This window comes from Pseudoprimorskyibacter insulae (assembly GCF_900302505.1).
In the GTDB taxonomy this organism is placed as follows: domain Bacteria; phylum Pseudomonadota; class Alphaproteobacteria; order Rhodobacterales; family Rhodobacteraceae; genus Pseudoprimorskyibacter; species Pseudoprimorskyibacter insulae.
This window is the reverse complement of record NZ_OMOJ01000003.1, coordinates 85673-103004: the sequence shown is the minus strand read 5'-3', so window position 1 is coordinate 103004 and position 17332 is coordinate 85673. Positions and strand designations below refer to the sequence as shown.

The 17332-nt window shown below is 60.8% G+C and carries 21 protein-coding genes and 2 tRNA genes; 10 read left to right on the top strand and 13 right to left on the bottom strand.

Annotated features, from left to right (window positions below; all coding sequences use genetic code 11):
- The first annotated feature begins 25 nt into the window (after positions 1–25).
- The gene (locus PRI8871_RS09645) at positions 26–361 is read left to right on the top strand and encodes a zinc ribbon domain-containing protein YjdM (protein ID WP_108886016.1); all 336 of its coding nucleotides are present in this window, start codon (positions 26–28) and stop codon (positions 359–361) included.
- Positions 362–367: 6 nt separating this feature from the next.
- Here PRI8871_RS09645 and PRI8871_RS09640 read toward each other — a convergent pair whose 3' ends face one another.
- From PRI8871_RS09640 to PRI8871_RS09620, 5 genes are all read right to left on the bottom strand, one after another.
- Complete coding sequence (locus tag PRI8871_RS09640) at positions 368–604, bottom strand: hypothetical protein (protein ID WP_108886015.1); 237 nt, start codon at positions 602–604, stop codon at positions 368–370.
- Positions 605–642: 38 nt separating this feature from the next.
- Positions 643–840: a hypothetical protein gene (locus PRI8871_RS09635; RefSeq protein ID WP_108886014.1), complete on the bottom strand. Its 198-nt coding sequence runs from the start codon at positions 838–840 to the stop codon at positions 643–645.
- Positions 837–2267 (bottom strand): radical SAM protein, encoded by a 1431-nt coding sequence (locus PRI8871_RS09630; RefSeq protein WP_108886013.1) that lies wholly within the window; start codon positions 2265–2267, stop codon positions 837–839. The genes PRI8871_RS09635 and PRI8871_RS09630 overlap by 4 nt, the downstream gene beginning before the upstream one ends.
- A complete protein-coding gene (locus PRI8871_RS09625; protein ID WP_108886012.1) occupies positions 2254–2958 on the bottom strand; it encodes a prolipoprotein diacylglyceryl transferase family protein in 705 nt (234 codons plus the stop codon). The genes PRI8871_RS09630 and PRI8871_RS09625 overlap by 14 nt, the downstream gene beginning before the upstream one ends.
- Before the next feature lie 78 nt (positions 2959–3036).
- Positions 3037–3112 (bottom strand) — tRNA-Ile (locus PRI8871_RS09620).
- 105 nt (positions 3113–3217) lie between these two features.
- On the opposite strand from PRI8871_RS09620, the gene purM reads away from it, so the two are divergent.
- From purM to rnd, 3 genes are all read left to right on the top strand, one after another.
- A complete protein-coding gene (gene purM, locus PRI8871_RS09615; RefSeq protein WP_108886011.1) occupies positions 3218–4264 on the top strand; it encodes a phosphoribosylformylglycinamidine cyclo-ligase in 1047 nt (348 codons plus the stop codon).
- Positions 4261–4857 carry a phosphoribosylglycinamide formyltransferase gene (purN, locus tag PRI8871_RS09610; RefSeq protein ID WP_108886010.1) on the top strand — a complete coding sequence of 199 codons (597 nt, stop codon included), beginning with the start codon at positions 4261–4263 and terminating at the stop codon, positions 4855–4857. Before purM ends, purN begins: the two co-directional genes overlap by 4 nt.
- Positions 4858–4925: 68 nt before the next feature.
- Positions 4926–6083, top strand: coding sequence for a ribonuclease D (gene rnd, locus PRI8871_RS09605; protein WP_108886009.1), 1158 nt, complete (start codon positions 4926–4928; stop codon positions 6081–6083).
- A gap of 9 nt (positions 6084–6092) precedes the next feature.
- On the opposite strand, the gene PRI8871_RS09600 is transcribed toward rnd, so the two are convergent.
- Positions 6093–6605: a hypothetical protein gene (locus tag PRI8871_RS09600; protein WP_108886008.1), complete on the bottom strand. Its 513-nt coding sequence runs from the start codon at positions 6603–6605 to the stop codon at positions 6093–6095.
- A 126-nt stretch (positions 6606–6731) separates the two neighbouring features.
- On the opposite strand from PRI8871_RS09600, the gene PRI8871_RS09595 reads away from it, so the two are divergent.
- The gene (locus PRI8871_RS09595) at positions 6732–7142 is read left to right on the top strand and encodes a SufE family protein (protein ID WP_108886007.1); all 411 of its coding nucleotides are present in this window, start codon (positions 6732–6734) and stop codon (positions 7140–7142) included.
- 154 nt (positions 7143–7296) lie between these two features.
- Here the strand turns inward: PRI8871_RS09595 and trpE are convergent, their stop codons facing one another.
- From trpE to PRI8871_RS09575, 4 genes are read right to left on the bottom strand one after another with little or no spacing between them, the layout of a single operon-like run.
- Complete coding sequence (trpE, locus tag PRI8871_RS09590) at positions 7297–8811, bottom strand: anthranilate synthase component I (protein ID WP_108886006.1); 1515 nt, start codon at positions 8809–8811, stop codon at positions 7297–7299.
- A gap of 5 nt (positions 8812–8816) precedes the next feature.
- Positions 8817–10664: a peptidyl-prolyl cis-trans isomerase gene (locus PRI8871_RS09585; RefSeq protein WP_108886005.1), complete on the bottom strand. Its 1848-nt coding sequence runs from the start codon at positions 10662–10664 to the stop codon at positions 8817–8819.
- A 45-nt stretch (positions 10665–10709) separates the two neighbouring features.
- The gene (locus PRI8871_RS09580) at positions 10710–11906 is read right to left on the bottom strand and encodes an aminotransferase (RefSeq protein ID WP_108886004.1); all 1197 of its coding nucleotides are present in this window, start codon (positions 11904–11906) and stop codon (positions 10710–10712) included.
- A 39-nt stretch (positions 11907–11945) separates the two neighbouring features.
- Entirely contained in the window at positions 11946–12350 is a 405-nt protein-coding gene (locus PRI8871_RS09575) for a winged helix-turn-helix transcriptional regulator (protein WP_108886003.1), read from the bottom strand.
- Positions 12351–12455: 105 nt separating this feature from the next.
- Here PRI8871_RS09575 and PRI8871_RS09570 point away from each other — a divergent pair, with 105 nt between their 5' ends.
- A complete protein-coding gene (locus PRI8871_RS09570) occupies positions 12456–13322 on the top strand; it encodes an SDR family oxidoreductase (RefSeq protein WP_108886002.1) in 867 nt (288 codons plus the stop codon).
- Between the two features lie 32 nt (positions 13323–13354).
- Here the strand turns inward: PRI8871_RS09570 and gpt are convergent, their stop codons facing one another.
- From gpt to fabI, 3 genes are read right to left on the bottom strand one after another with little or no spacing between them, the layout of a single operon-like run.
- The gene (gene gpt / locus PRI8871_RS09565; RefSeq protein WP_108886001.1) at positions 13355–13858 is read right to left on the bottom strand and encodes a xanthine phosphoribosyltransferase; all 504 of its coding nucleotides are present in this window, start codon (positions 13856–13858) and stop codon (positions 13355–13357) included.
- Positions 13859–13873: 15 nt separating this feature from the next.
- A complete protein-coding gene (locus tag PRI8871_RS09560; RefSeq protein WP_108886000.1) occupies positions 13874–14485 on the bottom strand; it encodes a LysE family translocator in 612 nt (203 codons plus the stop codon).
- A gap of 56 nt (positions 14486–14541) precedes the next feature.
- Positions 14542–15351 (bottom strand): enoyl-ACP reductase FabI, encoded by an 810-nt coding sequence (gene fabI, locus PRI8871_RS09555; RefSeq protein ID WP_108885999.1) that lies wholly within the window; start codon positions 15349–15351, stop codon positions 14542–14544.
- A gap of 137 nt (positions 15352–15488) precedes the next feature.
- Between fabI and pdxH the strand changes: the two genes are divergently transcribed.
- The 4 genes from pdxH (at position 15489) to PRI8871_RS09535 (ending at position 17316) form a co-directional block, all read left to right on the top strand.
- On the top strand, positions 15489–16094 hold the full coding sequence (gene pdxH, locus PRI8871_RS09550; protein WP_108885998.1) for a pyridoxamine 5'-phosphate oxidase: 606 nt from the start codon (positions 15489–15491) through the stop codon (positions 16092–16094).
- Positions 16095–16191: 97 nt separating this feature from the next.
- A complete protein-coding gene (locus tag PRI8871_RS09545; protein ID WP_108885997.1) occupies positions 16192–16731 on the top strand; it encodes a cold-shock protein in 540 nt (179 codons plus the stop codon).
- Between the two features lie 53 nt (positions 16732–16784).
- The gene (locus PRI8871_RS09540) at positions 16785–17189 is read left to right on the top strand and encodes a DUF192 domain-containing protein (protein ID WP_245897819.1); all 405 of its coding nucleotides are present in this window, start codon (positions 16785–16787) and stop codon (positions 17187–17189) included.
- Between the two features lie 50 nt (positions 17190–17239).
- Positions 17240–17316, top strand: a tRNA-Pro gene (locus tag PRI8871_RS09535).
- Positions 17317–17332: the final 16 nt, after the last annotated feature.

Here is a 17332-nt window from a genome sequence, read left to right as displayed (position 1 = left end):
GCGGGGCAAGATCTAAGGCGAACACATGTCAGATACATTGCCCCCATGCCCCGATTGCGCCTCGTCCTTCACCTATGAAATGGACGCTTTGTTGGTTTGCCCTGAATGCGGCCATGAATGGTCGGTCTGGGGTGAGGCCGAAAATGTGATCCGCGACAGCGTTGGCAATCCGCTGGCCGATGGCGATACGGTGACCGTGATCAAGGATCTGAAGGTCAAAGGGTCTTCCTTGGTGGTCAAGGTCGGCACCAAAGTGCGCGGCATCCGCCTTGTTGCGGGCGATCACGACATTGATTGCAAGATCCCCGGAATTGGGCCGATGGGGCTGAAATCGGAATTCGTGAAAAAGGTCAGCGATTAAGCTGGCCTATTCTGTCGGCGGCGGCGGTGTCTGCGCCGCCGATCTACGCAGGATTTTACGAATGCCGAAAATGGCGCTGACACCGATCGCGCCAAAGATCATGCCGATAACCCAGATCACGAAAATGCTGGGATCTTGGAACAGGGCAGGCGTGAACAGAATCGAACAACCCCCCGCCAGAAGCCCGATAAGGGCGACAAGTGTCAGAAATATAACAACAATGACGCGTACCTCTGGGGACATGGATTGGTCCTTTCGTCAGTCAGTTTAGCACAGGCGCGTTATCTGCATCTCACCCAGACAAAGCCCCAAATGGCGAAGGCCAGCACGCCAAAGCCGATGAAGAAGATTGCCAGGACGCCGTTGCCGTAGAAGTAACCGTCTGTCATAAAAAGCAACGCGCAACCGCCCGCAAATAGCCCGACCAGGGCCAAGACGGTCAGAACGATGTACAGGAAAATGCGTAGGTAAATATTCATTCGTGCGCGCCCATATTGGTCAAGCGCGCCTTGATTGAACCTGCTTTTCGGGCGCGCGCGGCCTCATCCCGGTAGAACAGATTGTAGGTGTCAAAGGGGATGATCCCCTGATCGGGCGTGACGAAATGCACGCAGGACCGTTTCACGCGGCCAAGGTCAAAATTATGCGGGTCTAGGAATTCAGAAATGGCGATGCGGAACAGATCGTCATATCCGATGTTTTCGGTTGTCGGCATCTCGGGCAGGCAGCAAAACAGTGCCTCAAGCCGTTCGGTCGTGTTCGCCGGGGTCGATGAGAACGAGAAGAACTCGAACATCCGGTCGCGCAGGGCGGGGTATTTTTCGAAGGTGACCGAGTTTGGTAGCTCCGACAGAAGCACCTCACGCGGCAGCATCCCGGTGATCGGTGCCACGTTGCGCCCTTTGCGAAGGCCATAGCCCACACAGATGCTTTCAGGGTTGCAGGGCAGCGGTATCATGTCATTTGCGCCAAAAGGGTTGTCTGCCTCGATCACCGCGCGGCGAATGTCGGACAGGACCGTGCGGTCCTTGGCCGGGTCAAAGCCGATGTTGCGGCCCGCGTCCTGCACCGGTTGGAAGGTCACGCCGCGCACGCAGGACCAGTTCAGCGCGTGGTCAATGATCGCGCCAACCTCATCATCGTTCAGCCCCTTGCGAATGACGGCCACCAGCGTGGTTGAAATTCCCGCCGCCTCAAGGTTTTCCAAGGCTTGCTGGCGAATGCGTGTCAGATCGGCCCCCCGCAGGGCTTTCAGCACGTCGGGGCGCAGGCTGTCGAATTGCAGATAGACCTCAAACCCCGGTTTTAACTTGGCCAGTTCCGCCACAAACGCTGGATCACGTGCGATGCGCAAGCCGTTGGTATTGATCATCAAATGGCGGATGGGTCTGGCCTTGGCCATGGCCAATATCTCAAGGATCTGCGGATGCAGCGTCGGCTCTCCGCCCGAGATTTGCAGCAGGTCCGGTTCGCCCTCAGCGGCAACCAGCGCATCCATCATCGCGCCGATCTCCTCTAGCGACCTTGTGCCGGTTTTTTCGGGCGAGGATCCGGCAAAGCACATCGGGCAGGTCAGGTTGCAATGCTCGTTCACCTCGATCAGGGCAAGGCAGCTGTGCTGCTCGTGATCTGGGCACAGCCCGCAATCATAGGGGCAGCCCATGTCGATCCGCGTGTCAAACCGCTGGGGCCGGTCTCCGGGCTTCAACCAATCGGCGCAGGCCTTGAAATAGGCGATATCGGTCGACACCAGCACCTTCTGCACCCCATGGGTTCGGCACCGTTTGAGGTAGTAGACGCAATCGCCTTCAAAGATCACCTTGGTCGGAACCGGGGCCAAACAGTCGGCGCAAAGCGAGGTGACTTGCGAATGGAAGATATAGGGGGCGGCTTTACGGTCGGACATACCATTTGCTCATGCTGACGGCATAAAGCACCAAAGCGGCGCAGCCGATGTGAAAGAGGTTGAACGGGCCAAGAACGGGCGGGTAGGGCTTCAGGAATTCCCAGACAAAGCGCTGAGCGCCATAAATGCCGATAATGCCGTAGAACCCATAGCGCGAAAAGGCATCCGGCCTGCGCCACAGCATCAGCAGCGCAAGGATCAGGCAAAGCCCCATCGCCGCGCTTTCGTAAATCTGAACCGGGTGGCGCGGGATGCCATCGCCGAAATCCACGGCCCAAGGCAGGGTGGTGGCAATGCCGAAGGTCTGATCGGGAAGGCCGGTCAGAAAGCACCCCCAACGCCCTACCATCACCGAGGCGGCAAAGCCTGCGGCCAAAGGCGCGCCGGTGGATCCGCGCAGCCCGGCGCGCAGCTTATAGATCTCAACCGCCGATATCGCGCCAATTACCGCGCCCAAAATCGACCGGCCAAGTGCGGGTTCACCCATCAGCCACAGGTTGATCGACCCCATCGCGTAGGCCCCGACCACCGCGCCGCCGATCAGCGCCAGCGGATAGCCTGCGCCCGCCCGCTCCAACGCGCCAAGCCCCGGTTTGCGCAGGCCCCAGAACAGAACCAAAGCCGTAACGCCAAGCGACGACGCAGCGGCCAATAGGTCAAAGATCATATGGATGGAAAGAATTTCGAGCATCAGGTCAAATCAGGATCAATTGCTGACCAAGATGACCATTTGGCCCAGAGCCGCAAGTCAGGAATGTCTGAAAGGCGATGGTAGGCCCGGCAGGATTCGAACCTGCAACCAAAGCGTTATGAGCGCTCTGCTCTAACCGTTGAGCTACAGGCCCGCCTTACCTCTTGAGTACCAGACAAGCGGGCAGCGTCAAGCATTGTGATTGAAGTTGTGGCCTGCTTGGGCTACTGCCGCGCCAACAGCGATGAAAGGCGGCGACATGAGCGATGGTAAGAACGGAATCACCTACGCAGATGCAGGCGTGGATATTGATGCGGGCAACGCGCTGGTGGATCGGATCAAACCGGCGGCAAAGCGGACAAACCGATCGGGCGTGATGTCCGGTCTGGGCGGCTTCGGCGCTTTGTTTGACCTCAAGGACGCAGGCTATACTGATCCGGTTCTGGTCGCCGCGACAGATGGCGTTGGCACCAAGCTGCGCATCGCGATTGATACTGGCTACGTTGACGGTGTGGGCATCGACCTTGTCGCTATGTGCGTCAACGATCTGGTTTGCCAAGGCGCCGAGCCGCTGTTCTTCCTTGACTATTTTGCCACCGGCAAACTGGACACCGATAGCGCCGCGCGCGTGATCGAAGGCATCGCGGAAGGCTGCGTGCGGTCTGGCTGTGCGCTGATCGGCGGTGAGACGGCGGAAATGCCGGGCATGTATCCGGCGGGCGACTTTGACCTTGCAGGCTTTGCCGTTGGCGCGATGGAACGCGGCACCGAATTGCCTGCAGGTGTGGTCGAAGGCGACGTGTTGCTGGGCCTTGCCTCGGACGGTGTGCATTCGAACGGCTATAGCCTTGTGCGCAAGCTGGTTGAGGTGTCGGGTCTTGGCTGGGAGGCAGACTGCCCCTGGGCCGATGGCACGCTGGGTGAGGTGCTTCTGACCCCAACGCGCCTTTACGTGCGCCAAGCGCTGGCGGCCGTGCGGGCAGGGGGCGTACACGCGCTGGCCCATATCACCGGCGGCGGCCTGACCGAAAATCTGCCGCGCGTATTGCCCGAAGATCTGGGCGCAGACATCAACCTTGATAGCTGGGATCTGCCGGGTGTCTTCAAGTGGATGGCAGCAACCGGCGGCATGGCCGAAAAAGAGATGCTAAAAACCTTCAACTGCGGCGTTGGGATGATCCTGTCGGTTTCTGCCGATCAAGCGGACGCACTGGCTGCGCTGCTGGCAGAGGAAGGTGAAACCGTCTATCGCCTTGGCACCGTGACCAAGGGCGCAGGCATCCGCTACAGCGGGTCGCTGCTTTGACGAAACGCGTTGCCATCCTGATTTCGGGGGGCGGGTCCAATATGATCAAGCTGGTCGAAAGCATGACCGGCGATCACCCCGCCCGCGCCGTTCTGGTTGCCTCAAACGACCCCGAGGCGGGCGGCCTGAAGAAAGCCGCCGCCATGGGCATCGATACCGGCGCAGTTGATCACCGCCCGTTCAAAGGCGACCGCGCGGCGTTCGAGGCCGAGTTGCGCAAGCTGATTGACGCGGCGCAGCCCGATATCCTGTGTCTGGCGGGCTTCATGCGCATTCTGACGCCCTCGTTCATTGCGGCGTATCAGGGCCGGATGCTGAACATTCATCCGTCGCTTTTGCCCAAATACAAAGGCCTGCACACCCATCAGCGGGCCTTGGATGCCGGCGATGATGAGGCGGGCTGCACGGTGCACGAAGTTACTCCGGTGCTGGATGATGGTCCAATTCTTGGCCAAGCCCGCGTCCCGGTTGAACCGGGCGATACCGCGGACACGCTGGCGGCCCGCGTGCTGACGCAAGAACACCGCCTTTACCCCGCTGTGCTGCGGCGCTTTGCGACAGGCGACCGCGGATTTCTGGGCCTGAACGACTAGCTGGTTGCCTTTCCCTTCGCGCTCGGCTGAAATAGGAAAGGGCGCGACAAGAAAAAGAACGGATCCCGATGAGAACGATTACGACGACCGAAGAGCTGGCGGCTTTCTGCGATCAGGCCAAGGATCAGCCCTATGTGACCGTCGACACCGAATTTCTTCGCGAACGGACCTATTATTCGAAACTCTGCCTGATCCAGCTGGCGCTGCCGGGCAAGGATGATACCGACGCGGTTCTGGTCGATCCGCTGGTCGATGGTCTGTCGCTGGCGCCCTTGGTCGATTTGTTCCGCAACGAATCCGTGGTCAAAGTGTTCCATGCCGCGCGGCAGGATCTTGAGATCTTCTTCATCGACGAAAAGGTTATCCCGTCACCGCTGTTCGACACGCAGGTCGCGGCGATGGTCTGCGGCTTTGGCGAACAGGTGGGTTATGAAACCCTTGTTCGCAAGATCGCCAAGCAATCGCTGGACAAGAACGCACGCTTCACCGATTGGTCGCGCCGTCCCTTGACCGATGCGCAGAAAAAATACGCATTGGCCGACGTCACCCATCTGCGCCAGATCTACGAATTCCTTGCCAAAAAGTTGAAAGACAGTGGCCGGGCCCATTGGGTGCAGGAAGAACTGGGCGTTCTGACCAGCCCCGACACCTATGTCACCCACCCCGAAGAGGCGTGGAAGCGGGTCAAAACCCGGTCCAATTCGCCGCGCTTTCTGGCGATTCTGCGCGAACTCGCGACCTTCCGCGAAACCTATGCGCAGTCGCGTAACATCCCGCGCAACCGGGTGTTCAAAGACGATGCACTGGTTGAGCTGGCCTCGACCAAACCGGCGAATATGCAGGATCTGGGGCGGTCGCGCCTGTTGCTGCGTGAAGCCCGCAAGGGCGAAATCGCCGATGGTATTCTGAAGGCCGTGGCCGATGGTCTGGCCTGCCCCAAGGAAAACCTTCCCGAGCCCGACACCTCGCGCGATAAGTTGCAAGTGAACCCGGCTTTGGCCGATCTGTTGCGCGTGCTGCTGAAGGCCAAGACCGAACATTCGGGCGTGGCCTCCAAGCTGATCGCGCCCGCCGCCGATCTGGATGCCATTGCCGCAGGTCTGCGCAATGTGCCTGCGCTGACCGGCTGGCGGCTTGAGGTCTTTGGCGATGATGCGCTTCGCCTGTGCGACGGGCGTATCGCCTTGGCCGCAAAGGGAAGTTCCGTCGAGGTGATTGAGCTGTAACGCGCCGACTTACCGGCGCGTGGTGGTCCGTTCATTGCGAGCACCGCGCACGGTGATCCGGCGGAATTCGGCAAGCTCATTCGCGGTTAGGGATGCGGCCACCACCACCGAACGTTGATCGTCGCTGCCGCCAAGGATGGCGGTGGGCAGGGGTTCGTACCGCAGTTCCATCACCAGATCGCCGCCGGTCGACGCCTCTTCGACCTTCACCAGACGCGCGTTCGAGATGCCAAGGCTGGGCGCAATGCCGCGCGCGCGGATGACCGCGCCGCCGACGCGCCGTTCCACCACCAGATCGGCAATCTGGTCGATCAGCACGCCTTCGGAGACCTCATCCGGGCCGCTGAACAGCCCGCGACGGGCCACCGGGATCAGCGGGTTCACTTCCTTGGTGTCCGTCGCCACCGCGCGGGACTTGCTTTTGCCGAACCAATTGAACGGGTTGATCCGCGAGTCGCGGACCGCTCCGCAACTGGCCAGCACCAGCGTGGCGGACAAAAGAACAATACCGGTTTTCCGCATGGCGCGATCCTCCAATTCCTTGTGTCCTTGCTAGCCCAACCAGCGACAGTTGAAAAGACACGACACGTCTGGACCTTCGCCGCAGGCTTGCCTAGGTCTGGTGCAAACAAAGGCAAAGAGGTTCCGATGGCCAGCAGCGCATTTGAAGACGTGGTGGAAGATTTCGAATTCCTGGACGACTGGGAAGACCGCTATCGCATGGTGATCGACATGGGCAAAGACATGCCGCCGCTGGATGAGGCGCTGAAAGTGCCCGCCACCAAGGTCGATGGCTGCGCCAGCCAGGTCTGGCTGCACCCGACGATTGACGGCGGCGTTTTTCGGTTTGACGGCGATAGCGACGCGATGATCGTGCGCGGACTGATTGCCCTGCTGCACCGGCTGTACAATGGGCTGACGCTGGCCGAGGTGTTGAAGGTGGATGCGCGGGCCGAGCTGGGGCGTTTGGGCTTGCATGACCACCTGTCGGCGCAGCGGTCCAACGGGCTTCGGGCGATGATCGAGCGGATCAGATTGTTGGCGTCAGAGGCCGCGTAATCCAGCCGTGCGGCGCTTCGCGCCGCGCATGGGGTGCTTGGCCATGCGGCCAAGCGGGTGGGGGCTCTGCCCCCGGCTTCCTGCGGAAGCCCCCCCGGCGGTATTTACCAAAGAGAAGAAGGCAGGGGCGGACCCTGCCTTTTGTCGTTTTCGCCTAGCTGTTGCCGTCGCCGGCAAAGCGGGCCGCATCGGCGGCGGCACGGCGGATGGCGTTCGATTTGTGCACCGTTTCCTGGTATTCGGATTCCGGGTCGCTGTCATAGACGATGCCGGCCCCGGCCTGAATATAGAGCTTTTGGTCTTTGACGATGGCCGTGCGCAGGGCGATGCACATATCCATATCGCCGCCCGCGCTGAAGTAACCGACGCCGCCTGCATAGACGCCGCGCTTTTCCGGTTCCAGCTCGTCGATGATTTCCATGGCGCGGACCTTGGGTGCGCCTGACACCGTGCCTGCGGGCATGCCTGCCAAGAAGGCGCTGAGCGCGTCTTGGTCATCGGCCAGTTCACCCACCACGTTGGACACGATGTGCATCACGTGGCTGTAGCGTTCGATAATGAACTGTTCGGTCGGGCGCACGGTGCCGATCTTCGACACGCGGCCCGCGTCGTTGCGGCCCAGATCCAGCAACATCAGGTGTTCGGCCCGTTCCTTGGGATCGGCAAGCAGATCCTCGGCCAAGGCGTTGTCTTCTTCAGGTGTGGCGCCGCGCGGGCGGGTGCCTGCGATGGGGCGCACGGTGACTTCGCTGCCGAAGACGCGCACGAGGATTTCGGGGCTGGCACCGATCACCTGGAAGCCGCCGAAGTTGAAATAGAACATGAACGGCGACGGGTTGGTGCGGCGCAGGCTGCGATAGAGCGCAAAGGGCGGCTGGCGGAAATCCTGTGTCCAGCGCTGAGACGGGACCACCTGAAAGATGTCCCCGGCGCGGATGTAATCCTTGGCCTTTTCAACTGCGTCCTTGAACCCCTGATGGGTGAAGTTGGACACCGGCGGTCCTGCCTCAAACGCATCGCCGAGATCGCGGCTGGTTTGCGGCAGCGGGCGTTCCAGATCGCGGACCGCGTCCATCACCCGTTCGGCGGCTTGGGCATAGGCGGCGCGGGCCGATTGGCCATCGCTGACCCAAGCGGGCGAGACGATGATGACCTCGCCCTTCACGCCGTCCAGTACCGCAACCACCGATGGGCGGATCATCACCGCATCGGGCAGGCCCAGCGGATCGGGGTTGGCGTTGGGCAGGCGTTCGACCAGACGGATCATGTCATAGCCCAGATAGCCGAACAGGCCAGCGGCGGCTTGGGGCAGATCCTCGGGCAGATCGATGGCGGATTCGGCGATCAGGGCGCGCAGGGCCGTCAGCGGGTCGGCGTCCTGATCGGTGAAAGTATCGCGGTCAAACCGGGCGCTGCGGTTGATGCGCGACTTGGTGCCATGGCATTCCCAGACCACATCCGGTTTCATACCGACGATGGAATAGCGCCCCCGCACTTCGCCGCCCGTGACCGATTCCAGCACGAAGGCATCGCGCCCGGCCCCGGTCAGCTTGAGCATGGTTGAGACGGGCGTATCAAGATCGGCCGCAAGGCGGGCATAGACCACCTGATTGCGACCGGCCTCATAGGCGGCGGCGAAGTCTTCGAAGGACGGTGTCAGGGTAGCCATGGATCTTACTGGAAGTTGCTGTGAACGGCGTTCAGCGCCTGTTGGTCAATCTTGATGCCAACACGCGACTGGATATCAGTGGCCATGGCGGTGAACAGATCCTGCGCCACATCGTTTGCGGCCTGATCCTTGAGTGCATCGGCCATGGCGAGCGCCTCATCCGCAGTCAGATCGGCGGGGGTGACCGCATCAAGACGCACCAGAATGGCGCGGCCCGCATCGGCAACGGCGACAGCGCGGCCCGTTTCAAGCTCAAACGCGGCGGTGATCACCTCGGTCGGCAGAGCCTCGACAAAGCCGCGACGACGGATGCCGGTTTCGCGGGTAGAGGCCATCAGACCAAGTGCGTCAAAGGTTTTGCCCTCGTTCAACTGGCCTGCCAGCGCTTCGGCATGGGCCATAACGGCCTTTTGCGTCTCGCGGGTATCCCAATCGGCCTGAACGGCTTCGCGGGCCTCATCGAAGGGGATCGGCGCGGGGGCGATGACCTCATCCAGACGGATCGCAAAGATCCCGCCATCGGCCAGACGTAGCACTTCGGGGAAGTCGCCATCCTGCGCGGCAATCGCGGCATCGCGGAATTCCTCATAGGCGGCGATGCCTTCGGCGTCGGCGGCGGACCAAGTGATGGTGCCGGTTTCCATGTCGCTTTCGGCGGCCAGTTCTTCAACCGTGGCGCCAGCGGCCAGCAGGTCCGACAGGTCTTCGATCTGGGCGTCGATGGCACGGCGGGCGGCATCGGCGGCCAGTTCGTCGCGCAGCATTTCGCTGGCGGCGATATAGGGCAGCGATTGTTCGGGCAGAATGCCGTTCACGCGGAACAGGGCCGGGCCCAGATCCGACGGCAGCGGGCCGACGACATCGCCAACCTCGGCGGCGAACACGCCCTCTGCGGCACCGTCCAGATCATCTTTGGCCAGATCGCCCAGATCCACATCCAGCAGATCAAGACCGCGCGCTGCGACCTCATCCTCAAACGTGGCCTCGGCGGCATCAATGCGGGCCTTGGCGGCGATTGCGGCATCGTCCGACGGGAAGATCAGACGTTCGACAAGGCGGCGTTCGGGCTGATTGAATTCGTCGTGACGGTCGTCATAGGCGCGGCGCATGGCCTCTTCGTCCACGGCAACGGTATCAAGGATCATTTCCGGGGTCAGCCACGCATAGGTGATGCGGCGCTGTTCGGGATGGGTATAGGCGGCGATGTTTTCGTCATAAAGCGCCTTGAGGTCATCCTCGGACGCCTCGGCGATGCCGGTGTTCACGTCTTCGTTTTCAACCGCGGCCCAGGTGAAGTTCCGCTGTTCCAGCGCATAGGCCAGAAGGGTGTTCACATAGGCGTCAGGCAGGGCGGTGCCCGCCAGAACTGCGCCTTGCAGCAAGGTGCGGGCGCTTTCTTCGCGCAGCTGTTCTTCGAAGGCGGTTTCCGAGATGTCGATGTTTTCCAGCGCATAACGATAGGCTTCGCGGTTGAAGCTGCCGTCGGGGCCTTGGAAGGCCTGAATGTTCTGAATTTGCTTGAGCAATTCGGCATCGCCCACCGACAGGCCAAGGCTATCGGTTTCCACATCCAGCGCACGGCCCGTGATCAGCTGCGCAAGGGCACGCTGTTGCAGGCCCAGAAATTGGGCGTCTTGGAAGGTCAGGGGCTGGCCGGTCTGCGCCTCGAAGGCACGCATTTCGGATTGCAGCGTCCGGGCGTAATCTCCGACTGTGATGTCTTTGTCACCAACCGTGGCGACGGACTGAACCGAGCCGCTGAAATTGACCGTGCCGAACCCGGCAATGCCGACCATCAGCAGTGCCAACAAGATCCAGACAAGGATTTTCGAAATGCCGTTCTTGGCTTTCATCAGCCGTATTCCTCCAACCGTGCCGTTTCAGGCGTTCGTGGTTGTCTACGCCGCGCCGCCCTGAGGGGCAAGGGGCCAGTCAAGTCTGGCGATCCGTTCGAACATCGCAGCGATGGTGGGCGCGTCGATATTTGCAAAGGCAATGCGGATATGGCGGCTGCCGCGTGCGTCGCCTTCAGGGGTGAACATGGTGCCCGGCAGGGCCAGAATGCCCACCTCTTGCGCAAGACGCTTGGCCACGACGTCAGAGGGGGCATCGAACGGGTGTTCCAGATAGGCGAAATAGGCCCCAAGCCCCAAAAGCCGCCAGCCCATCGGTGCGATCCGGGGCATTGCATGGCGGATTGCTTTGGCGCGGGCCTGAATATCGCGGCGCTGTTCGGCCACCCAATCACCCATGGTCTGCAACCCATATAGCGCGGCGCGCTGGCCAAGCTGGCTGGGGCAAATGGTGACGCTGTCGATGAAGGTCTCAAACGATCCCATCAGATCGGCCCGCGCGACCAAGGCACCGACACGGTGGCCTGTCAGGCGGTAAGACTTTGAAAAGGAATAGATCTGCACCAAGGTTCGATCCCAATCCGGGCGCGTCAGCAGGTCATGCGGCGGCGCATCGCTGCTGCGAAAATCGCGGTAGGTTTCATCAAGGATTAGGGTCAGACCATGCGCCTTGGCCAGATCATAGGCCGCGCCCAGAACGCTGGGCGGATATTCAACGCCGGTTGGGTTGTTGGGCGAGACCATGACGATGGCCTTGGTGCGCGGGGTGATCAACGCCTGCGCCGCCGCCAGATCGGGCAGCATGGCGTCATCACAGGGCAGGGGCACAGCCCGCATCCCGGCCATATCCAGCCACATCTTATGGTTAAAATACCACGGCACCGGCAAAAGAACCTCATCGCCCAGATCGCACAGCGCGGCGATGGCGGTGGCAAAGGCGTGGTTGGCCCCCGAGGTAATCGCCACCTGATCGGCGGAGACATGGCCGCCATAGGCGCGGCTCCATTGCTTGGCGACTTCGGTGCGCAGGGCAGGCAGGCCCAGATCCGGCCCATAAACATGGGTCGCGGTATCGCCCAAAGCCTGCGCCATGGCGTCGATCATCGGGGCAGGCGGCGCGGCCATTGGTGCGGCTTGGCTGACGTTGATCAGCGGGCAATCGGGCGGCAGCGTCACCCCCTCCAGCCAGCGGCGGGCGGCCGGAATCGGCGACGGAAAGGTGGCGTTGGTGCGGGTGCTCATGTCAATCGGCCCTTTTGGTTCGGGGCGATCAAACCGGCCTCAGGCGGCCATGTCAAACGCCTTCCGGGCCTCATTGATCCGGCCGTGGTTTTCATCGGCCCAGTCCCGCAGCGCCGCTATCGGATTGAGCGCGGATCGCCCCAGATCGGTCAGCGCATATTCGACCGACGGCGGCTTGGTCGGGAACACTTCGCGCGAAATCATCCCGTCCCGTTCCAATTGGCGCAATGTCTGCGTCAGCATCCGCTTTGAGATATCGCCTACCTGCCGCTGCAACGCCGAAAACCGCTGCGGCCCGCGTTCCAGCGCGATCAGGATCAACAGCGTCCATTTCTGTGCCACACGGTCCAGCACATCGCGGATTGGGCATTGCCCGGCATCCAGCGGCGCACCGGGCGGCACGTCGGGAAACAGGGGGCGGTTACTTTGGTGTTCCCTGGTCATTTAAAAGTGCCTCCTTCACGGACCCTATCAGTAGGTCTACATCTGAGACCATATCCCGATTCGGGACATAACGCCAACTATAGACCGTATGGAAAGGGTTCTCTTATGGCTTTGAAATATCTCGTCACCGGTGCCTCTGGGCAATTGGGCGCTTTGGTCATCGATGCGTTGCTGAAAGCCGAAGATCCGGCCAGCATCGGCGCGCTTGTCCGCCGTCCCGAAGCCGCCGCCGCGTTGGAGGCCAAGGGCGTCACCGTCCGCGTTGCCAGCTATACCGACGCCCCTGCGCTGGAAGCCGCGCTTGCCGGTGTGGAGCGTTTGCTGCTGATTTCGTCCAGCGAAGTGGGCCAACGGGCCGTTCAGCATCAGACGGTGATTGATGCCGCCAAAGCGGCTGGCGTCAGCTTTGTGGCCTATACCTCGATCCTTGGGGCCAAAACCTCGCCTCTGACGATCCTGCCGGGCGAACATGTCCAAACCGAAGAGGCGCTGGCCGCCTCAGGTCTGCCATACGCGATCCTGCGCAATGGCTGGTACACAGAAAACACCGTCATGGCCGCGCCGCAAGCCGCTGAAAGCGGGGCGCTATATGGTGCGATGGGAACAGGTAAGATCGCCGGTGCGGCCCGCGCGGATTATGCCGACGCTGCAGCCAAGGTTCTGACGGGCGATCTGCCCGCCAGCGGCACCGTTTACGAACTGGCAGGCGACACGGGCTATTCGCTGACGGATTTCGCCGCCGAAATCGCCGCCGCGACGGGCAAACCGGTGGCCTATACCGATCTGCCGCAAGACGCTTTTGCGCAAGCCTTGGAAGGGGCGGGCCTGCCTGCGCCGCTGGCCGCGATGCTGGCCGATAGCGACCACGGCGGCAGCCAAGGCGGGCTATATTCCGATGACAAGACCCTGTCGCAATTGATCGGTCGGCCAACCACCCCTTGGCAGACCACGCTGCGCGCGGCCTTGGTGTAAATCAAATCGGGGGCCAACTGGCCCCCGTTTCCTTAGTCCTTGCCGCGATAGGGCTGCACATATTGCAGCGCCATATCCCACGGGAAGAAGATCCAAGTGTCTTGGCTCACCTCGGTGATATAACTGTCGACCTGCGGGCGGCCCTTGGGCTTGGCGTAGACGGTGGCGAAATGCGCCTTGGGATACAGCTTGCGCACCAGTTCCAGCGTTTTGCCGCTGTCCACCAGATCGTCGATCACCAGAATGCCGGTGCCATCGCCCATCAAACCCGCGTCAGGCGCTTTCAGCACCTTCGCTTCGACCTGATCCTGATGGTTGTAGGATTTGACGCTGATCGTATCGATCACGCGAATGTCCAGTTCGCGGGCGATGATCATCGCAGGGGCCATGCCGCCGCGGGTGATCGCCACAATCGCACGCCAGTTGCCATCGTCGGGGCCTTGGCCATCCAGCCGCCATGCAAGTGCACGGCTGTCGCGGTGGATCTGGTCCCAGCTGACGTGAAAGCCTTTTTCGTGTGGCAGGCGGTCGTCCATAGTGGTCCTCCGAAGTCAGGTAAGCGCGATTTTGATGCCAAGCGCGGCGATCAACGCTCCGAAAGTGCGGTCTGTCCAGGTTTTGATGCGGGCATAGACACGCCGCGCATGCTGGGATGAGAATACACGCGATACGAAGATGTACCAGAGCGTCTCATTCAGCCCGACGGCCAATACCAGCAACGCCCGAATTTCCAAGGGTGCCGTAACGGGAACCAGCCCGGCAAAGACCGCGCCGAAGAACACCGCCGGTTTGGGGTTGGTGACAAAAGTCAGAAACCCGAACCGAAGCGCGGCCCAAGCGCTGCGCGGCGGTACATCCGCCGCCGTCGGCAGCGGCTCGCTGGCGTGGCGCCACATCATGAAGGCCACGAACAGAAGGAACCCCGCGCCGATCAGCTTCATCGCGGTGAACAGGCCAGGCAGGATTTCGAACAGCAGCGTCAGACCCGCCATCGCCCCAGCCGCCCAGACCATCGACCCAAGGCCAAAGCCCAACGATAGGGCAAAGGCCGTGCGGAACCCTTCGTTGATCGCCGTGCGCACACAGACCACGAAAGACGGGCCGGGGCTCATGGCGGCCAGCAGGTGAACGAACCAAACGGTGGCAAAGGCAAGCAGGCTCATGCAGCGCCCCTAGAAAAACGCCCCCGCCAGATGGGCAGGGGCATAAACAAATACGATCAGGCTTTGGTGATATCCGGCGCGTCGACGGCCTTCATGCCGACCACGTGATAGCCCGCATCCACGTGCAGGTTTTCGCCCGTCACGCCGCTGCCCAGATCAGACAGCAGGTACAGCGCCGATTTGCCCACATCGTCGATGGTCACATTGCGGCGCAGCGGCGAGTTATATTCGTTCCACTTCATGATATAGCGGAAATCGCCGATCCCCGATGCGGCCAGCGTCTTGATCGGACCGGCGGAAATGGCGTTCACCCGGATGTTCTTTTTGCCCAGATCTTCGGCCAGATACATCACCGACGCCTCGAGCGCGGCCTTGGCAACGCCCATCACATTATAATGTGGCATGACCTGTTCTGCGCCGTAATAGGTCAGGGTCAGGGCGCTGCCGCCGTCGACCATCATCTTTTCGGCGCGCTGCATCACAGATGTGAACGAATAGACCGAGATATCCATCGTCATGGCAAAGTTGCCGCGCGTGGTGTCCACATATCGGCCACGCAGTTCGTTCTTATCGGAGAAGCCAATGGCATGGACGATGAAGTCCAGTTTGCCGCCCCAACGCTCGTTCAGCGCATCAAAAAGCGAGTCGACCGATGCCTCATCCGAGACATCGCAAGGCAGGACGATGTCACTGCCCAATTGTTGTGCAAGCGGGCCGACACGCTTCATAAGCGCCTCGCCCTGATAGGAAAACGCCAGTTCGGCACCTGCATCGGCGAGCGCCTTGGCAATGCCCCACGCGATCGACTTGTCGTTCGCCAAGCCCATGATCAGACCGCGTTTTCCGGCCATCAGCTGATTTGACATATCGGTACTCCACCACCAGAATTCGTTGACACTGCTTTAGGCGAGATACATCTGATCATCAAGTGTCGCTCAACGCTAGGGAAGCCTTGAAGTTTACCATGTCTCATGACACCATTTGCCTATCAGGAGTGTAATCTATGTCCGATCGCCACGGTATTTTCGCCGGACAAGACCCGTTTGAGATCGCCCGCAACTGGTTGGCTGAGGCCGAACAAAGCGAAGTGAACGATCCCAACGCCATAGCACTTTCCACCGTCGACAGCGACGGGTTGCCAAACGCACGCATGGTTCTGCTGAAAGATATCGAAGACGCGGCCTTCGTCTTTTACACAAATTATGAAAGTAAGAAGGCGCAGGAACTGGATGGCGCTGGCAAAGCGGCCTTCGTGATGCACTGGAAATCGCTCCGTCGTCAGATCCGTGTTCGCGGTCTGATTGAACGTGAAGACGGCGCGGCGGCAGATGACTATTACAAGTCCCGCTCACTCAAAAGCCGGCTGGGCGCTTGGGCCTCGCAACAATCGCAGCCCTTGTCATCGCGGGCTCATCTGATGGCCGAGGTGGCAAAAGTCACTGCGCAGCATGGAACCAACCCGTCCCGCCCGCCGTTTTGGGGTGGATATCGCATCACACCCTTAGAGATAGAGTTTTGGGCTGATGGCGCGTTCCGGTTGCACGACCGTTTCGTGTGGCGGCGCAGTTCCCCCACTTCTGAATGGAATGTTGAGCGGTTGAACCCATGAATTTCACGTTACGCGAAATGCAACGCTGTGAAAAAGATAGAGTTTTTGGCTTGCAAAAGATCTGTCTCCTATCGCAATGTCGCGGCGGGGATAAAAAGTGGAAACACGTTTGAAACAGCAAGACACAGACACGCGCCGCGTCTGCGGGAAGGTCAAATGGTTTGACCCGGTGAAAGGTTTCGGCTTCGTGCTCTCGGATGAGGGCGGGCCGGATATTCTTTTACACGCCAACGTGCTGCGGAACTTCGGGCAATCGTCGGTTGCAGACGCTGCCCGAATTGAGATCGCCGTCCAACGCACCGACAGGGGGGTGCAGGCGGTAGAGGTTTATCGAATCGATCCGCCCGAAGACATGACCGGATTGCCGCTGGCCGATTTCGAAGAAATCGACCCCGAAGTGATCCGCTCCGCACCGTTGCAGCCTGCGCGTGTGAAATGGTTCGATAAGGGCAAAGGTTTCGGTTTTGCAAATGTGTTCGGCAAGCCGGATGACATTTTCCTGCATGTCGAAGTGCTGCGCCGGTCGGGCCTGTCTGAACTGCAACCGGGCGAAGCCTTGGCTGTTCGGATCATCGAAGGCAAACGCGGTCTGATGGCCACCGAGGTTGGAGCATGGGAAAGCGCATTGTCCAAATAGCACTGTCCAGTGCGGCCATAGCAGCGGCAGGGACAGCCGCGTTTGGGGCCTGTATGCCCGATACGCTATGGTTGCGCGGGGACTGGGGGACAGCGCGGTTCACCGTGGAAATTGCCGATGACGCAGAGGAGCGGGCGCAGGGATTGATGCACCGCTCATCCATGCCGCGCGCGGCTGGGATGCTGTTCGTCTACCCTTATCCGCGGGCCGTCGCCTTTTGGATGCGCAACACGCTGATCCCTTTGGATATGGTCTTTGCCGATTCCGAAGGCGTGGTGCGGCATATCCATTCCAATGCCGTTCCCTTGGATGAAACGCCCATTCCGGGCGGGGATGACATTCAATATGTGCTCGAAATCAATGGTGGCCTGTCCAGTTCCATGGGCATCACCGTTGGATCACAGATCCAGCACCTGTCGATCGGTCAGACCGACGCGGCATGGCCTTGTGACAATTGATATAATTTGGGCTTTTCATTCCCGTTCGGTGCGGTTAAACGCATCGCAGTCGGGGCGTGGCGCAGCCTGGTAGCGCGTCTGTTTTGGGTACAGAAGGTCGTGAGTTCGAATCTCGCCGCCCCGACCACTTTCAACCATCTTCG